General features: G+C 45.9%; 10 protein-coding genes. 7 read left to right on the top strand and 3 right to left on the bottom strand.

What is annotated here, in order from left to right; all coding sequences use genetic code 11:
* The first annotated feature begins 23 nt into the window (after positions 1-23).
* The 4 genes from HXT56_RS04515 (at position 24) to HXT56_RS04500 (ending at position 6,965) form a co-directional block, all read left to right on the top strand.
* Positions 24-4,043 (top strand): DNA-directed RNA polymerase subunit beta', encoded by a 4,020-nt coding sequence (locus tag HXT56_RS04515; protein ID WP_421777862.1) that lies wholly within the window; start codon positions 24-26, stop codon positions 4,041-4,043.
* A 631-nt stretch (positions 4,044-4,674) separates the two neighbouring features.
* Positions 4,675-6,000, top strand: a complete 1,326-nt coding sequence (locus tag HXT56_RS04510) for an AMP-dependent synthetase (RefSeq protein ID WP_421777861.1) — start codon at positions 4,675-4,677, stop codon at positions 5,998-6,000.
* A gap of 273 nt (positions 6,001-6,273) precedes the next feature.
* Positions 6,274-6,615, top strand: coding sequence for a type II toxin-antitoxin system RelE/ParE family toxin (locus HXT56_RS04505; protein WP_421777860.1), 342 nt, complete (start codon positions 6,274-6,276; stop codon positions 6,613-6,615).
* A gap of 65 nt (positions 6,616-6,680) precedes the next feature.
* Positions 6,681-6,965 (top strand): helix-turn-helix domain-containing protein, encoded by a 285-nt coding sequence (locus HXT56_RS04500; RefSeq protein WP_421777859.1) that lies wholly within the window; start codon positions 6,681-6,683, stop codon positions 6,963-6,965.
* A 555-nt stretch (positions 6,966-7,520) separates the two neighbouring features.
* Here HXT56_RS04500 and HXT56_RS04495 read toward each other — a convergent pair.
* The 3 genes from HXT56_RS04495 to HXT56_RS04485 all read right to left on the bottom strand — a co-directional run bounded on the left by HXT56_RS04495 (position 7,521) and on the right by HXT56_RS04485 (position 10,663).
* A complete protein-coding gene (locus tag HXT56_RS04495; protein ID WP_421777858.1) occupies positions 7,521-8,579 on the bottom strand; it encodes a virulence RhuM family protein in 1,059 nt (352 codons plus the stop codon).
* Between the two features lie 526 nt (positions 8,580-9,105).
* On the bottom strand, positions 9,106-9,876 hold the full coding sequence (locus HXT56_RS04490) for a hypothetical protein (protein ID WP_421777857.1): 771 nt from the start codon (positions 9,874-9,876) through the stop codon (positions 9,106-9,108).
* Between the two features lie 382 nt (positions 9,877-10,258).
* Positions 10,259-10,663, bottom strand: a complete 405-nt coding sequence (locus HXT56_RS04485; RefSeq protein ID WP_421777856.1) for a nucleotidyltransferase family protein — start codon at positions 10,661-10,663, stop codon at positions 10,259-10,261.
* A gap of 625 nt (positions 10,664-11,288) precedes the next feature.
* Between HXT56_RS04485 and HXT56_RS04480 the strand changes: the two genes are divergently transcribed.
* The 3 genes from HXT56_RS04480 to HXT56_RS04470 all read left to right on the top strand — a co-directional run bounded on the left by HXT56_RS04480 (position 11,289) and on the right by HXT56_RS04470 (position 17,403).
* Positions 11,289-12,713 carry an ATP-binding protein gene (locus HXT56_RS04480; protein ID WP_421778492.1) on the top strand — a complete coding sequence of 475 codons (1,425 nt, stop codon included), beginning with the start codon at positions 11,289-11,291 and terminating at the stop codon, positions 12,711-12,713.
* Between the two features lie 365 nt (positions 12,714-13,078).
* The gene (locus HXT56_RS04475; RefSeq protein WP_421777855.1) at positions 13,079-14,161 is read left to right on the top strand and encodes an ORF6N domain-containing protein; all 1,083 of its coding nucleotides are present in this window, start codon (positions 13,079-13,081) and stop codon (positions 14,159-14,161) included.
* 890 nt (positions 14,162-15,051) lie between these two features.
* A complete protein-coding gene (locus HXT56_RS04470; RefSeq protein WP_421777854.1) occupies positions 15,052-17,403 on the top strand; it encodes a SpaH/EbpB family LPXTG-anchored major pilin in 2,352 nt (783 codons plus the stop codon).
* The last annotated feature ends 643 nt before the right edge of the window (positions 17,404-18,046 follow it).

Genomic DNA, 18,046 nt, shown 5'->3' with positions numbered 1-18,046 from the left:
TTTCATGAGACAGGACGATAATAGTGCTGGACGTCAACGCATTTGACAAACTGAGGATTGGACTGGCCACCGCCGACGACATCCGTAGCTGGAGCCACGGCGAAGTAAAGAAGCCAGAAACCATTAATTACCGTACCCTAAAGCCGGAGAAGGACGGTCTGTTCGGCGAGCAGATCTTCGGTCCAACTCGCGACTGGGAATGCGCATGCGGCAAATACAAGCGCGTGCGATTTAAGGGAATCGTGTGCGAACGATGCGGCGTGGAAGTTACTCGCAGCCGCGTTCGCCGCGAACGCATGGGTCATATTGAGCTTGCAGCTCCGGTGACGCACATTTGGTTCTTCAAAGGTGTGCCAAGCCGTTTGGGCTACTTACTCGACATTGCACCAAAAGATCTTGAAAAAGTAATCTACTTCGCAGCCTACATGGTTACGAAAGTCGACGAAGAACAGCGTCACCAGGATCTTCCAGATTTGCAAGACGAATTCGATACCGAAATCGGCAACCTTCGCAAGCGTCGCGACAACGAAATCGAAGCGCGCGCTAAGAAAGTTGAAGAAGACTTGCGCGAGTTGGAAGAATCCGGAGAAGCCAAAGGTAGCGCCCGCGCCAAGCTCCGTGCCAGCGCAGAACGCGAAATGGCCGCCATTCGCACCCGCTACGATGAGCAGATTCAGCGCTTAAACGCCGTATTCGACCGCTTCAAAGGCTTGCGTGCCGGCGATATGGAAGGCGACGTTGACCTTTGGCGCGAAATGGAAGACCGCTACGGCGACTACTTCGAAGGCTGCATGGGCGCTGAAGCTATTAAGAAGCGTTTGCAAGACTTCGATTTGAAGTCTGCCGCCGAAGAACTTCGCGCAGAAATCGACAACGGAACCGGCCAGCGCAAAGCTCGCGCTTTGAAGCGACTGAAAGTTGTAAACGCTTTCTTGACTACTGGAAACAAGCCAGAAGCTATGGTTTTGGACGTAATCCCAGTAATCCCGCCAGATTTGCGACCAATGGTTCAGCTCGATGGCGGCCGTTTCGCAACCTCCGATTTGAACGATCTGTACCGTCGCGTAATCAACCGTAACAACCGTTTGAAGCGACTTATTGAGCTTGGCGCGCCTGAAATCATGCTCAACAACGAAAAGCGCATGCTTCAGGAAGCAGTCGACTCGCTCTTCGACAACGGTCGCCGCGGACGCCCAGTAACCGGCGCATCCAACCGACCACTAAAGTCGCTTTCCGACATGCTCAAGGGCAAGCAGGGCCGATTCCGCCAGAACTTGCTCGGTAAGCGCGTCGACTACTCCGGCCGTTCCGTAATCGTCGTTGGTCCAAGCCTTCGCATGCACCAGTGCGGTTTGCCAAAACCAATGGCATTGGAACTGTTCAAGCCGTTCGTAATCAAGCGTTTGGTGGATCAGGGCTTCGCGCAGAATATGAAGAGCGCAAAGCGTTTGGTCGACCGCGGCGACTCCGAAGTGTGGGGCGTTTTGGAGGAAGTTATTTCCGAACATCCTGTGCTGCTGAACCGTGCACCTACACTCCACCGCTTGGGTATTCAGGCCTTCGAGCCGATTTTGGTTGAAGGTAAAGCAATCCACCTGCCACCACTTGCCTGCGCCGCATTCAACGCAGACTTCGATGGCGACCAGATGGCAGTGCACTTACCACTTTCCGCCGAAGCTCAGGCAGAAGCGCGCACCTTGATGATGGCTTCCGACAATATTTTGAAGCCGGCAGACGGCCACACCGTCACCATGCCATCTCAGGATATGATTTTGGGTCTTTACTACTTGTCTACCGTAATCGAGGGAGCCAAGGGTCAGGGCCGCATCTTCTCCTCGCTCGCCGAAGCTGAAATGGCGCTCGACAAGCACGAAATTGACATGCAGGCAAAGGTACTTATCCGCGTTCCTGCAGACTTCGTGCTGCCAAAGAATTGGGAACCTTCCGAGCTTAAGGTCGTTGATCCGGAGCCGGGCAGCCCAGACGTTGTGCGCGAGGAGCGTTTTAAGGACGGAACAGTACTGTTCGCAACTTCCTGCGGACGTATCTTGTTCAACGGAACTTTGCCAGTTGACTACCCGTTCGTAAACGAGCAGGTTCCAAAGGGCGTACTTTCCAAGATCGTCGACGATATCGCAACCCGCTACTCAACGGCACAAGTTGCAGCAAGCCTTGATGCTTTGAAGGATCTCGGCTTTACTCGCGCACCTTGGTCCGGCGTAACAATGGCATTCTCCGATATTGTGCTTCCTCCAAACCGCGAGCAAATCGCGCAAGATTACGAGGATCAGGCTGCAAAAATCAACTCTCAGTACGATATGGGTCTTCTTACCGACGAAGAGCGTCGTCAAGAGCTGATCAACTTGTGGACTGAGTGCACCGACAAGGTTGCAGACGCAATGCGCGAAAACTTCCACGACGACAACAACGTGAACATCATGGTTCAGTCTGGCGCACGTGGTAACTGGATGCAGATTCGCCAGATTGCTGGTATGCGAGGCCTCGTGGCAAACCCTAAGGGCGAGATTATTCCTCGACCTGTGAAGTCCAACTACCGCGACGGCTTGTCCGTGTTGGAGTACTTCATCTCCCAGCACGGCGCGCGCAAGGGCCTGGCAGATACCGCACTTCGTACGGCAGAATCTGGCTACTTGACTCGTCGACTCGTGGACGTTTCTCAGGAAGTAATCGTGCGCGAAGAAGACTGCGGCACGAAGCGCGGCCTTATGATGAAGATCGCCGACCGCGACGAAAACGGCAACTTGACGCTGGTTAAGGCTGCTGACGGTGGCCCATACTCGCGCTTGCTCGCTGCGGACGTTATCGATCCTGCCGACGGTACGACAGTTTTGGCAAAGTGCGGTGACGCGCTTTCTATGGACGTTTTGCGCGATTTGGTTGCGCACGGCGTTGAGGAAGTTAAGGCGCGCTCTGTGCTCACCTGCGAATCCAAGCGCGGCGTTTGCGCAAAGTGCTACGGCTGGTCCTTGGCTACGAGCCGACTCGTGGACGTTGGCGAGGCCGTTGGTATCGTGGCAGCACAGTCCATTGGTGAGCCTGGTACGCAGCTTACGCTTCGTTCCTTCCACTCCGGTGGTGTCGCTTCGGCTTCCGATATTACGCAGGGTCTTCCTCGTGTTACGGAGCTTTTCGAGGCTCGTACTCCTAAGGGCGAGGCTCCAATCGCAGAGTTCCCAGGCGTTGTGAAGGTTGAGGATACCGACCACGGCCGTCAGGTGACTTTGACTCCGGACGACACTACGGTTGAGCCAATCGTTTACCCTGTGACGCGCCGTGCGCCAATGCTTGTGAAAGATGGCGAGCACGTTGAAGTTGGTACGCAGCTTATCGAAGGTTCCGTGGATCCTAAGAAGATTCTGCGAATTCTCGGCCCGCGTGCAGCTCAGGTGAACATCGTGGAAGAAGTGCACAACGTGTACCGCTCCCAGGGCGTCGACATTCACGATAAGCACATTGAGGTTATCGTGCACCAGATGCTTCGCCGCATTACGGTGATCGATTCCGGCGACACCGAGCTTCTTCCGGGCGAGCTTGTGGACCAGGCTAAGTTCCGCGAGGCAAACTTGGCTGCCGTGAAGAACGGTGGAAAGCCTGCTGCTGGTCGACCAGAGCTTATGGGTATTACCAAGGCTTCGTTGGCTACGGATTCTTGGCTTTCTGCAGCATCGTTCCAGGAGACTACGCGCGTGCTTACCGAAGCCGCCTTGAGCCAGAAGGAAGATGACCTTAAGGGCTTGAAGGAGAACGTGATTATCGGTAAGCTCATCCCAGCCGGTACCGGTTTGGCGCGTTACCGCAACGCTAACGTGGAGCCGGATCCTCAGGTGCGTGACTCTATTTATCCGAACTTCGGTTTGGGCGGTGCGGATAGCACGCCTTCGAACTTCGGTGAGAGCGACATGGGCGACGTGGACTTCTCCAACATCGACTTCGGCGATATGAAGCTCGGCGACGACTTTAATCCAGATGACTTCCTTGACGATCAGGGTGGTCAGGGCGATTATGGTGACGAGGCTGAGTGAGCTGAGTTAAACCTTATATAAATGGGGCTTCAAGCTTTCGGGCTTGAAGCTCCTTTTTTGTTGCGCGTTGGTGGTTTTGGCGGCGTTGGTTGCGGCGTTGGTTTTGGCGGTTATCGGACACTCGTGCAGTACTGTTTCTGCGTGCGTGTCTGATTTTGCTTGTTTTGGGGCACTGGTGCAGTTGACGCGCTGCGTTAGGGTCTCTTAATCCCGTTCTTCGGACCCGCGTGCAGTCGTCGCGCTGCGTTAGGGTCTCTGGTTGGTGGTTTTCGGACCCGCGTGCAGTTGGCTTTCTGCGCGCGTGTCTGATTTTGCTTGTTTTGGGACACTCGTGCAGTACTGTTTCTGCGTGAGTGTCTCTGGTTGGTGGTTTTCGGACCCGCGTGCAGTACTGTTTCTGCGTGAGTGTCTCTGGTTGGTGGTTTTCGGACCCGCGTGCAGTTGGCTTTCTGCGCGCGTGTCTGATTTTGCTTACCTTCGGACACTCGTGCAGTCAGTGTTCTGCATTAGTGTCCCTTGCGTAGTATTTGTAATCTTACGTAACTACTTATTTTCGTGCGCTCAATAACTTTTATCCACAATGCGTTAATCTTATTGCACAAGTATTGTCAAGTCGAATAACCTCAGTCGTATGATTGAAGTAAATACTAGTATTATCAGAATGATTTCAAACGCTGAACAAGAGCGTACATGCATTCGACCTGTCACCAATGCGCAAAAGCAGTATCTAAAGAAACGCGTGAAGAAAGGCACTTTTGTGCGCACTTTCCGCAATCTTTACGCGCAAACTGATTATTGGCAAAGGTTATATACGTCAGAACGCATACGTCATGTAGCGCTTTCCTTGATGGATATTTATCCAGATTGGAAGTTTACTGTGACGAGTGGAGCAGTTTTATTAGGATATGATGTTGTTGAAGATTATGACACGCTGTTTGTTGGTAGCAAATATGATTCACAGAAAACGAATTTGCAAACGCTTCCCACGCAGATTTATGTTCGCTCAACAACTAACAAATCTACGCACGATAATCCGCAATTGCATCGTATTCGCGCAACCGGAATGGAGCAGGATGGCACTAGCGACGACGTACGGATTGTGCAGCCGAGTCGAAAATATGATGGGAAGCTTATTACGCTTCCGCATTTAAGCGACAGAGTAAGTTACGAGATTAGAAGTCATATTGTTGACAAGAGTACGCTGCTTTTTGATGCTGCTAACAGTTTGAGTTTTAGGGCTGCGTTGCCTATTTTTGATTCTGCTGCGCGCGATAACGTGAATTTTAACAAGGTTCTTGAGATTTGCGGAAGAAGATACGGTGGAAGATATGGTGTTGGTGTTGGCGGTGTTGGTGTTGGCGGCGTTGGTTGCGGTGTTGGTTGCGGCGTTGGCGGCGTTGGTATTGGCGGTAGCGGCGTAGCTGGCAGCGGTTTCGTGGATAGTGGCGTAGTTGGTTTCGGCAGTAATGCGGATCCTATTTTTAGGCTGCGTCGCCTCTGTTGTTTTGCGAATGGTTTAAGCGAGAATGGCGGCGAGTCTTTCGCGCGCGGCACGATGATTGATCTTGGGTTTATGGTGCCTGAGTTGCAGCATGAGTTTGTTGCGCCTAATTCCGGGGTTAAGTATAGGTGTGATTTTTTGTGGCGGGTTCCTGGCGGTGGTCTGATTGTTGGCGAGCTTGATGGGTATGACAAGTATTTTGTTGATTCGACTAATTCTACGCATGCGAATATCAACTTTAATTCTTCGTCGGATACTCAAATGTTGCGTAATTCCTACAATCAGACCGCTATTAATCGCAATATTGATAGGCAGGCTGAGCGTGAGTCGGTGCTTTTTAGGGAGTGCGGCGTGAGTAAGATTGTGCGCTTTAATTTTGCGGATGTTGTTGGCGTTAAGAATCTTGAGCGGAAGCTTGTTGAGGCTGGTGTGCCGCGGATTATGCGCGTTGGATGATTGCGCGCGCTTAGCGTTGTTCTGCGTTAGTGTCTCATTTTGCTTGTTTTGGGACACTCGTGCAGATGGCGTACTGCGTTAGGGTCTCTGGTTGACAGTTTTCAGACCCGCGTGCAGTCGTCGCGCTGCGTTAGGGTCTCTTAATCCCGTTCTTCGGACCCGCGTGCAGTTGGTGCGCTGCGTTAGGGTCTCTGTTGCTTGTTTTGACAAGGCGCGCATGTATTATTATGCTATATATAACATAAGACAGGGGGTTGGGGAAAATTGTTTGATGTGATTTTTTACAGTGATAAGGATGGTGATAAGCCAGTACGTGAGTTTATTAAAAGTTTGGATGTCAAGTTGCGCGCGAAGGTGGTTTCTGATTTGCATCGCTTGGAGATGTTGGGAAACGATGCGAGGGAGCCGCTTAGTAAGCATGTTGGCAACCATATTTTTGAGCTTCGCACTATTTTAGGTAGCAACATAGTGCGTATTTTATACTTTTTTGATGCGGATAAGATTATTATTGCCACCAATGGATTTGTTAAAAAGCAGCAGAAAACTCCGCGTAGTGAAATATTAGTAGCTATGCAGAGAAGGGCTGAATATTTTAATAGAAAGATAGGCTTGTGATGAAAAGGCAAGAGTTGCAGGAAAAGCAGGAGTTGCAGGGGGCGCAAGTAGGGCAGGGAAAACGAATGAATGATTTGCATGAACTCACGGACGAGCTTATGAAGGATCCCGAGTTTAAGAAAGAGTATGATGCGCTTCAGCCGGAAAGAGACTTGACTATGTCGCTTGTGATGGCGAGGAAAAAGGCTGGTTTGACTCAGGCTGAGCTGTCGGAGAAGACGGGTATAAGTCAGTCGGATATTAGCAGGTTGGAAAATGGTTCGAGGAATCCGACTGTTGCGCTTTTGAATCGTATTGCAAATGCTTTGAATGCGACTTGCAGGATTGAATTTGTGCCGAATGCGCGTTGACGTGCCTGCGCGCGTTATTCGCGTGAGCACCACCGTTCTTTTGTTACTGGTGCAGCGCGACGACCTGCCGAAGCGCTCAAAGCATAGTGCGCGAAGGCAACTCGGAGCGGGAACTCGCTTAAGTTGGAAGTCCGGGGGACTTCCAACGCGAGTTTTGTAAGTGAGCACGTTATCCGTGCGAACGCTTTTCTGTTTTTTTCGTTACTAGTGCAGATGAGTGACTGCGCGCGTAACGTATAGAGGCGTTTTTTCGTTACTGGTGCAGTACGCTTTCTGCGTGAGTGTCTCTGGTTGGTGGTTTTCGGACACTCGTGCAGTCGGAGCGCTGCGTTAGGGTCTCATTTTGCTTGTTTTGGGACACTGGCGCAGATTGCGCGCCGCGCGCGTGTCTCATTTTGCTTATGGTGCGCTTATGTAGTAAAAATATCGATTTTGGGGTAAATTACGGTAATAAAAAATGTCGATTTTGGGAAGAAAGGCGGAATTGCAATGGTTTACGAAGGTGTCAACTAGATTTCCGCAATTATCGATACTGTCCCAGCGTTTTTCAAGTCTCTACTTACCATTTTTGTGTTTTGTGGCGTTTTCTTCAGTGGTCTTGACGATTTGTTCGAGATTTTTTATGGTAGTGAGATAAGATTCTTCAACTGGCGAAAGATTGTTGACAATAAAACGCTTATATTCCGCGGTTGCTTTTTCAATTGCTTGCTTGTGGCTAATTTTGCCATTATCTAATAAAATTTGTTCTCCCGCAGCAGAAAGTATGTTGTCTAAGCATTTTACGTAATCGCTCATGTGCATAGGATTATGGCGTATTGCCTGTATTTCCGCGAAATCAAAATATCCAGAAACAATACCATTAAGAACTTTTAGTTCGTCTTCTTTTAGATAATTTTTAGCAATGCCAATATCTTTAGCGGCAGGAAAATCCCCAGAAAATGTAGTAAGTCCCATAAAAGGTTTATCTGCATCTGCTCGCTCATAAATTACTTCGGCCGCTGTGTGCCCATGAGCAGCATAGTGAAGCTTATTTTGCACAATCTTAAAGAACGCTACTGATTCTTGACTTTTTGGATCATAATCAACACTAGTTGCGTACAAATCGAGCACTTGACGATACATTACCTTTTCAGAAGAACGAATGTCGCGAATTCGTTCTAAAAGTTCCTTCCAATAATCACCTCCTCCTAGTTCTTTCAGTCGCTCATCATCTATGGTAAAGCCTTTAATCATGTACTCTTTGAGGCGTTCTGTTGCCCAACGGCGAAAATTGGTTGCAATCTTGGACTTTATGCGATATCCAAGTGAAATAATCATATCGAGATTGTAATGTGGTACTTGTCGTGCAACTTGCCTTGTGCCTTCCAAACGAACTTGTCGGAAATTCCGACAGGTTGAATTTTCGTCTAGCTCGTTTTCTTCGTAGATGTGCTTAATATGCTCAACAATATTAGTGCGAGATGTTTGGAAAAGCGTGACCATTTGTTGCTGCGTAAGCCACACTGTTTCATCAACAAATCTCACGTTTATTTTTGTTTTGCCATCTTCGGCTTGGTAAATAAGCAGATTTCCTCGCTGGTTATTTTCACTTGTTGTCTTTTTCTCTACGGCCATGTTTATTTCCCCCTTCGATTGTTCTTTATTGAGTACATTGTGCTATGCACATTTTCTATTTTCTGTTTTTGTATGCGTCTATTTTAGTGTGTCTATTTTATAAGTAGCTTTATTGGAACTACTTTATTTTTTGTACTATTGTTCGTTGTTATTGATGCTTGTGGTGGTTGTTGCGTTTGTCCATAATTTGATGTTATTCTGCGTAATTATTTTAGACAATAAAATTTACGTAATGCGGATAAAAGTTATTTCGTGTGTGCTGACGACCTGCCTGAGAGCTGATTTCTCGGGTTTGTGGACTTAGGTGGTAGGTAAGTCCACAAACCCGATGAAGTATGGGGCAAGTTCTTGACTGCATTGGATGCCCCGATACATAAGTGCTATGCTCACGCTTACATACACTACGTTGATTTTTGGTGGTAGTTTGGAACTGGCGATATCGCTGTTAAGATGTATTTGCCTAAATAAGAGGTATATGCCGTGATGTATGTGCTGTTAAATTTCTGTCAATATGCACATAAATTCATTAATCTTTTAATTGAGCTTCCTCGCAGATTTTAGATACTTCGCTTTTTTTATCGCGTGCGTGTATTAGGGAGTGTAATTTTTCGTATAAACATTTAGATACTTTCTTCCCTAACCCTTCTGCTGCCTCTACTGCTGCCTCTACTGTTGCCTCTCCTGTTGCCTCTCCTACTACCTTTTTTGTAGCATCTTTAAGGATTTTTTTCAAAAGGCCGGAGAATCCTATTTCTTCTGCTCCGCATTTAGCTAATGCTTCATTTATAACTTTCTTGCTATTTTCGCCAGTTACTTTAACGAATAGAGCAACGTATGCATCAATTGATAACTTAAGCAAATCAGCTGAAAATGAACCATCTGTAATGTAGCCTAGTTTTTTAAGCTTCCATCTAATATGGTCGACTAGTAATTGGTTGTCTATTTCGATTGAAATATTGTCATTATCCTTTAGAAAAATAGGTTTAATTATAATTTCCTTTAGCTCTTTGTCTAAATCCTCCATTGATGCTCTACGCATTTTTGATTCGTATAATAAATTTTTTGCTTTAGCTCGGCTAATTTTTAAACTGCGTATAATTTCATATAATTCAGCATTTTTGCTTATAATATTAGCTTTTTGTAATTCAGTAAATAGTAAGATATCTAAGTCTCTTTTTGTCATAGAACCATAAGCTGGATCTAGGTACGCTTTTACAATGCTTTTGAAAGCAGCTCCAGCTTCCTGATCTTTAAGATTGTCTATTTTAGATTTGATGTCTAAGTAATTGTCATCCATGATTCCTCTAAGCATTTTACAGTTAAATTTCGTAATTCAATGGATATTTTAAGAATATAGAATAAAAAACGAAAAAATACTCTTAATTCTTAAATGAAAAGTAATTTCGTTATTTACTCAAAACATCTTAGTTTATTATAGCAGATTATCTCATAATCAATAATTTTATTATGATGATTTTGATAAAAGAGGTAAATACAGTGGTTATTAGTATTTAAGGCGAGATGGAATGCTTTCTAGCCTAAAAACTGTGTTAGTTACTGTAATTGAATTAAAAAAACTATCTCGTGAATGTTCAGAAAGTAAGGAAAAATAACATTGAAAAATTTGACATTGAGTCAGTTTTGCTGAATTGAGTTTGCTTGGAGCGCCAAATCTCGCGCTAAATGATTTTGTAGATTGGCTGCTTGTTGATTGCTGTAACGAACGCTTTTCTTTGCAACTCCGCATCGCCGCCATCGCAAAGTGGTTTCGTTACGTAATCTTTGTTTACAAGATCCACTTTTCTTCCTAAACATTCGGACAGAGCTAAGCGTAATTCTTGCTTTTTTCTCGCTTCTTTGATAGCCGATTGCGGTGACTGCGGGTTTGGATCGTTACGAATTTTGTAAATGAAGTCAACGTCCGAATCGCGGTTTGCTGCGTTTCGCGCGACCGAGCCAAAAAGGTACAGCTCGTCTACGCCTAATTTGCGCGCTGTTTTTTCGCACAAATTTTTAACTGCGATTGGCGTTAGTTCAGACGCGCTGGCGGCAAGAGAATTAGAAGATGCAATATTATTTGCCATCCTGCTTCCTCCTCGTATTGCTTATGCTCGCAGTATTTTGCGTATGTTTTGTGAGCTGTTGTATTAACTGAAATTTTATACCATAATGCGCAATTAATCACTACATTATTAATCGTTGACGTGCTTGCAGTATTGCGCGCTGAGGTTTATTTGTTACTGGCGCAGATTGTGTTCTGCGTTAGGGTCTGATTTTGCCTGTCTTCGGACACTGGTGCAGTATGCGCGCTGCGTGAGTGTCTCTAGTTGACAGTTTTCAGACCCGCGTGCAGTTGGTGCGCTGCGTTAATGTCTCATTTTGCTTGTTTTGGGACATTGGTGCAGTTGGTGCGCTGCGCGAGTGTCTGATTTTGCCTACCTTCGGACACTGGTGCAGTATGTGTTCTGCGTTAGTGTCTGAAGACCTGCGTAATGAGACCTTCGTGCAGGTCGTCGTTCTGCGCGCGTGTCTGATTTCACTTATGGTGCGCTTATGTAGTAAAAAATATCGATTTTGGGGTGAATTGCGGTAATAAAAATTGCCGATTTTGGGGTAATTTGATAAAATAAAAATGTCGATTTTGGGAAGAAAGGCGGAATTGCAATGGTTTACGAAGGTAATACGTCAGCTAAAACTCAGCGTAATTTCATGCAACAATCGTCAGACGCAGCACGTAGCGAATCACCCCTCAAATTCCAACGCAAAATCTACTCCGAAATGCTCGCCTGGAAGCACGAGTCCAACGGCAAAACAGCGCTGCTTATCGAAGGCCCGCGTCGCGTGGGCAAATCGACAATCGTAAAAGAATTCGCTCAAAACGAATACGAAAGCTACATTCTCGTCGACTTTTACACAGCATCGAAAGAAATAAAGGAGCTATTTGACGACCTTTCGGACATAAACTATATTTTCTTGCAGCTACAGCTTGCGTACAAAACAAGCTTAAAAGAGCGCAAATCTTGCATTGTCTTTGACGAAGTACAGCTTTGCCCTAAAGCGCGTCAAGCCATAAAAGCTTTAGTGAGTGACGGCAGATACGACTATATAGAAACCGGTTCGCTAATTTCGATTTACAAAAATGTTAAGGATATTCTTATTCCGAGCGAAGAACGCAAGCTGAAAATGTATCCGATGGATTATGAGGAGTTCACTCGCGCGCTTGGTGATGAAGTCACTATTCCGCTTCTGCGTAATCTGTATGATTCTAAAAAACCAATCGGTCAAGCGGCTTGTAGGAAGATTCTGAGAGATTTTCGTATTTATATGCTGGTTGGTGGGATGCCACAAGCTGTAGAAAGTTACATTGAGACTAACGATTTTAGTGCCGTGGATCAAGTGAAACGTGACATTCTTTCATTGTATGAGAAGGATTTTTGGAAGATTGACACGACTGGTAAAATTTCCGAAATTTTCGACGCTATTCCAGCGCAACTTATGTCTAACACGTCGCGATACCACGTTTCTAGCGTTCTTACTGGGAAGGGCGCGGATGATATTCTTGAGCAGCTCGCACAGCTAAAGGATTCCGGAACCGTTCTCATTGCGAATCACACTTCTGACCCTTCTGTAGGAATGGCTCAGCATAAAGATTTGACTAAATTTAAGCTTTTTCTTGCGGATACTGGATTGTTTGTTACGCTGGCTTTTAAGGATAAGTCGTTTACGGACAATGGTATTTACACGCGATTGCTGAGCGGCAAGTTGCAGGCGAATCTTGGGTATGTTTATGAGAATATGGTTGCGCAAATGTTGAGTGCGCATGGGCATGAGTTGTATTATCACACTTTTGTGGAGAGTATGAGTTCGGAGGGGTTGATTGATGAGGGTGATGGTGCGCGTGTTGATGGCGCGTTAGGAAATCGCAATTACGAAATTGACTTTTTGATTGCGGAAAAGAATAAAATCGTCCCGATTGAAGTGAAAAGTTCCGGCTATAAAACACACGCTTCGCTTGATGTTTTCTCGCGCAAGTTTTCTTCGCGTATTGCGCGCGAGCTGCTGATTTACACTAAAGACTATCAGCGCGTTGGTGCGATTGAATGTTTGCCGATTGTGATGGCTGAGTTCCTGTAAATTTGTGTGCGCTGACGACCTGCTTTCGCGCTTAGAGCGTAGCGCGAAGGCAGGTCGTCGCGCTGCGTTAGGGTCTCTTAATCCCGTTCTTCGGACCCGCGTGCAGTTGGTGCGCTGCGTTAGGGTCTCATTTTGCTTGTTTTGGGACACTGGCGCAGATTGCGTACTGCGTTAGTGTCTGATTTTACTTATGGTGCGCTTATGTAGTAAAAATGCGGAACAAGTCGGAAAAGCTGAAGATGGAGTAGAAAAATTCAAAAGAATATGATATTGATTTAAAAAAGCCGCGCAGTGAAAGCCGCGCAGTATAAGTTACGCAGTGCGTGACAGATTGGGAAAGATATTTAGATAATGTTGGGGGCATTATGGCAGAAGAGAATAAAGAGATAGCGATAATAGATGAAGCTACGATTAAAAGTAAGATCTACTATATAAGAAATCAAAAAGTTATGCTTGATTCAGATTTAGCTGAAATATACGGTTACGAAACAAAAATGTTTAATAGACAGGTTAAAAGGAATATTGAAAAATTTGATGACGATTTTATGTTCCAATTAACCGATGAGGAAGTATGTGAACTTTCAAGGTGCCATTTTGGCACCTTGAACGATGGGCGAGTACATGAACTTTCAAGGTCGCATTTTGCGACCTTGAACAAAGCGCAAGGTAGAGGCAGTAATATTAAATACAAGCCCTACGCCTTTACGGAACAGGGAATCTATATGCTTATGACCGTATTAAAAGGAGAACTTGCAGTTAAACAAAGCAAGGCTTTAATACGAATGTTCAAGCAGATGAAAGACTTCATTGTTGAAAATAGAGACTTTCTTAGCTCAAAAGAAATGACGCAACTGTCATTGCAAACAAGTCAAAATACGAATGACATAATGCAGCATTCAAAAGAAATAGCAAATATTAACGATAAAATTGGCACCTTAGCAACAAAAGAAGATTTGAAAAAGGTGATGGATAATTTTATAGATAGTAACACCTACAAGCATTTTCTTTTGCTGAATGGAGATAAGATAGAAGCCGATGTTGCCTATACAAAAATATATAAGTCAGCAAAGCAAAGCATTTATGTTATCGACAACTATATTGGGCTTAAAACATTGGAACTTTTAAGGGCTGCAAGAGATAACACGCAAATCGTAGTTTTTAGCGATAATGTGAGAAATAAAGATATGCTTACGAAAAATATCTTAGATGATTTTAGAAAAGATTATCCTAATATAGACCTGAATCTGAAGATGGCCGATAAAAAATACCACGATAGGTATATTGCAATAGACTTTGGTGCAGAAAATGAGGCCTTTTATCTTTGTGGAGCATCGTCAAAGGATGCGGGAAATAAAATATCAAGTATTACCAAGATAGAAGAATCGTCGAAGGATATGTATCATGCAATGTTTGCTGGAATGTTAAACAATAAGAATTTGAAAATTTGATATACAGGAACGGGCTTTTAGAGCGTCGCGCTGCGTTAGGGTCTCTGGTGGTCGATTATCGGACACTGGTGCAGTTGGCGCGCTGCGTTAGGGTCTCTGGTTGGTGGCTGTGTGACATTGGTGCAGTTGGCTTTCTGCGTGAGCGCTTTGACCGAGCTTGAAATCATTGGGATTTCGAGCTCCTTCAAAGCGGAAACTCGCTTAAGTTGGAAGTCCGGGGGGCTTCCAACGCGAGTTTCGTAGCGAGCGCGTTATCCGCGCGAGCGTTTTGGCGTTGAAAGCACCCCGTGCTTTCAACTTTGAGCAAGCGCTACCGCATTAGTGTATCGAGAATAAACCTATTACTCGTCAGATTACGCTTTCTTAGGAAATAAAGAAAGCGTAATCGTGGGCGCGCTTGCATGGAAAGCCCACTGGGCTTTCCACATTGAGCAAGCGCTATCGCATCGATTTGCTTTTTCACGCTACGCTTTGAGTGAAAAAGCAAGGCGATGCGACACGCCGATGATTTAGATTTGTGAAGATTTGGGAAACTTTGGGAAAGTAAAAAATAGGGTTTAAGGGGCATTTATTTGCATATTGACACCCTCAAAAAGTATTGGTATATAACGATTTTATTAATTACGGGGGGGGGGGTGCTTAAAAGTATAAACATTTGTTTATGTGTATAATGTGCCTGTTTTTACGTCTTGCTGATGATTAGACTTGTATTTACTCAGAGTTGAGCGCTCGCGTCCAACTTGCTACAAATTGCTAAGAAGAAGGTATTTGTAATATCTTATTAGAAATTTGTTATTACATTATAACCTTGCTATGATTAGCTTTTTTGTAAGCCAAAAATTAAAACGCAAACATTTAATCCAAGACGTTCCTGCAAGAAGAGGGGTATTATGCGTCTAAACAAAATTCTACTAAAACGTGCCGTGGCAGCATTCGCCGCCGCCTGCACACTCGGCACCTGCTGCATCGCCAGCTCCATCGCCTGGGCTGTTGATAGTGGTACTACTACAGAACCAAGCACCGCTAATATTGATACTACTAAAGCTAATTCCACATCCATTACCATTCACAAGTATGAAGCTCCGGAACTGAAGAACGTTGCTCATGACGGTAGGGAGCTAGATTCTAAAGTACTTGTAGACACAGTTGGTAGTAGTAGTGTTGCCAAGAAGCAAGTTAAGGGCGTTGAGTTCACCATTTGGCGCTTGAAGACGTACCAAACCGGCCCTGCTGCTACGGGTGGCAATACTAAAACTGACGAAGTAATTGACCTTTCTAAGGCCGACGGCTGGTCGAAGATTAATAAAGTCCAATACCTAAAGCTTCCTAAAGAGGCTACACCAGCTGCGAAACCTGCATCCGGTAAATCTACAGAACCAACTTACACCGTAGATCAGTTGATGAATGGAGATACGACAGCGCAACCTTCTTTGACTAAGCAGTTCAATAAGTATACTGGAGATGCCACCAAAGACACTACAAAGGGATATTGCACTGTCGCAAATACTCAAACTAAGGACGGCGCAAAGTGCGTTACCGGCGATGATGGCTCGGTTAAGCTTGATCAGCTCCCAATGGGCTTGTACTACATCGAGGAAACGGATATTTCCAAGGCGCAGATAAACACGGCAGCTGCGGGCGAAACAGCTGTATGGAAGAAGGTTTCCATTACGAAGGCGGTTGCGCCGTTCTTAATCACGACGCCGCTTCCAAACTCGGATACCGCAACTCAGAAGACGAAGCCATGGCTTTACGACGTTCACGTGTACCCGAAGAACGACACGAACCCGGAGCTTCCAACCAAGACCGGTAGTGTAAACCGTAACGATTTGGTCGGCGATACGGAGGTTGCTAAGAAGAGTGATAGCTCGCAGAAGAAGACCGTCGAAGGTACGCACATTACGTGGACGATTGCTATTCCTCTTACCGCGCCTGGAAAAGACAAGAAGTACACGAAGATTGGCTTCGTCGATAAGTTGATTGATAAGCTGACTTTGTTAAAGGACGCTCAGCAGAAGCCTATGGTTAAGGCGAAGATCGCTATCTATAAGGAAGAAACGGATAAGGCTGGCGTTAAAAAGTGGGTGCCGAATACTGTTGAATCTGGTGGTAAACAGGTACCTGAGGAAGTACCACTTGATTCAACTAACGACTACGAGTTGACCAATCCTACAACCGATAACGGCAACACTCTTACCTTCAAGCTCAAGGACAATGTTGAAAATCACGGTCTTAAGCTCGCGAAGGAGAAGTACGAAGCGGCTAGCAAGTCCGAGAATCCTAAGAAGCTTGCGAAGCTCGTGGTTGAGATTGTGACTAAGGTTGACGATACGAGCCTTAACGAGATTGCCAACGTTGCGAACACCTTCGTCGACGACAACAAGACCGGCGACGGCGATGGTAATAATCCGTGCGTTCCTGGTGATACTAGAGACGAGTGCAAGGACAAGGACATTCCTAACGAGATCATGCACTACGGCACTCTTACCGTAAGCAAGTTCTTCAAGGCTGGCGAAGGTCAAACTGATAACGGCAAGAAGAAGAACATGCCTTTGAATGGCGCGAAGTTCGATCTCTATGAGGTTACTCAGAAGACGACTGCTGGTTCTGATGGAAGTACCACTGTTGGAGAAAATGACATTACGAAGGCAACTAAGTTCGACGGAAGCGTCACTACTGACGCTCAAAAGAATACGTCAACTATAACTACGAAGCCTGAATCTGGTACTGGTGTTTCCTACAACGTAAAGAAGATTACGCATAAGGAGCCAGCCGACGATAGCACGAGCCCAGCAACCGACGAAGCTACTACCTTGGAAACCAAGAAGAAGACAATAAACAAAAAAGATGTCGATGGTACTGATTCCGTGAAGCTTCTGGTTTACAAGGCTCCGAAGGATAATCCTAAGTCTGTTGCTACGAAGAAGCTTTACTGCTTAGTCGAAACCGAAGCTCCTGCTGGTTACAAGCTCGATTCTGCTCCTCACTGCGTGTGGTTGCAAGAAGATCTTACACATGTTACTTCTCCAACAGATAATGCTACGGCAGTTGCGGAGAGAGTAGCAGCCAACCTTGTTGAGGTCGAGAACGTAAAGGCTACGGAGCTTGACAAGATTCTCGGTTCTTTGCCTATGACCGGTGCTCGCGGCTTGGTGATTTTGACGCTTTGCGGCATTGTTGGCATTGCTGGCACGTTCTTCTACATTGTGTTGAAGCGTCGCAAGGAGCAAGAGCAGGAGTAAAACTCGCTCAGTCGGTTGAGTGACTTGGTTGCGCAGCTGATTTACTCTGGCGGTTGCGCAGTTTGGTTTCGACCAAGCTGCGCAGCTGTTTTGAGTGGCCTTATTAGCAGTGAGAGATAAGCAATTTCTATCTCTTACAGCCACATCTCATAACTGCCGTTCATAACCACGCACTTTCGCAACAAAACTCGCTAGTCTATGAGTTTTGTGTTAAAGAGTAGCGAAGTAGAGGTCAAGAAAATTTCGGGCAGAGTGCTAAAAGAGGAGCGTAGCGACGGGACGCACGATGCTGAAATTTCCTTGACCTCACAACACTAAACACCAAACACGCTAGTCAAAACTCATAGACGAAAGCCAAGTATCTCGCAAAGAAAATCGCGAGGAGAGAAATCTCCGGCAAATGTTTCCAAACAACGCAAAAACGACAACAAACGCCGGAAAATCTCCGGCGAATGTTCCATAAATTAGCCAAAACAGCTACAAAACCCGGAGAATCCCCCGGCAAATGTTCCACAAAACAACCAAAGCGCTCGCGCGAATTACGACGCGCTCGCTACGAAACTCGCGTTGTAAGTCCACTGGACTTCCAACTTAAGCGAGTTTCCGCTCCGAATTACCTTCGCGCGCTAAACCGCAGCGCTCA

This window comes from Gardnerella nova (assembly GCF_049244055.1).
GTDB classification, from domain to species: Bacteria; Actinomycetota; Actinomycetes; order Actinomycetales; family Bifidobacteriaceae; genus Bifidobacterium; species Bifidobacterium vaginale_H.
This window is presented reverse-complemented; position numbering and strand designations above follow the sequence as displayed.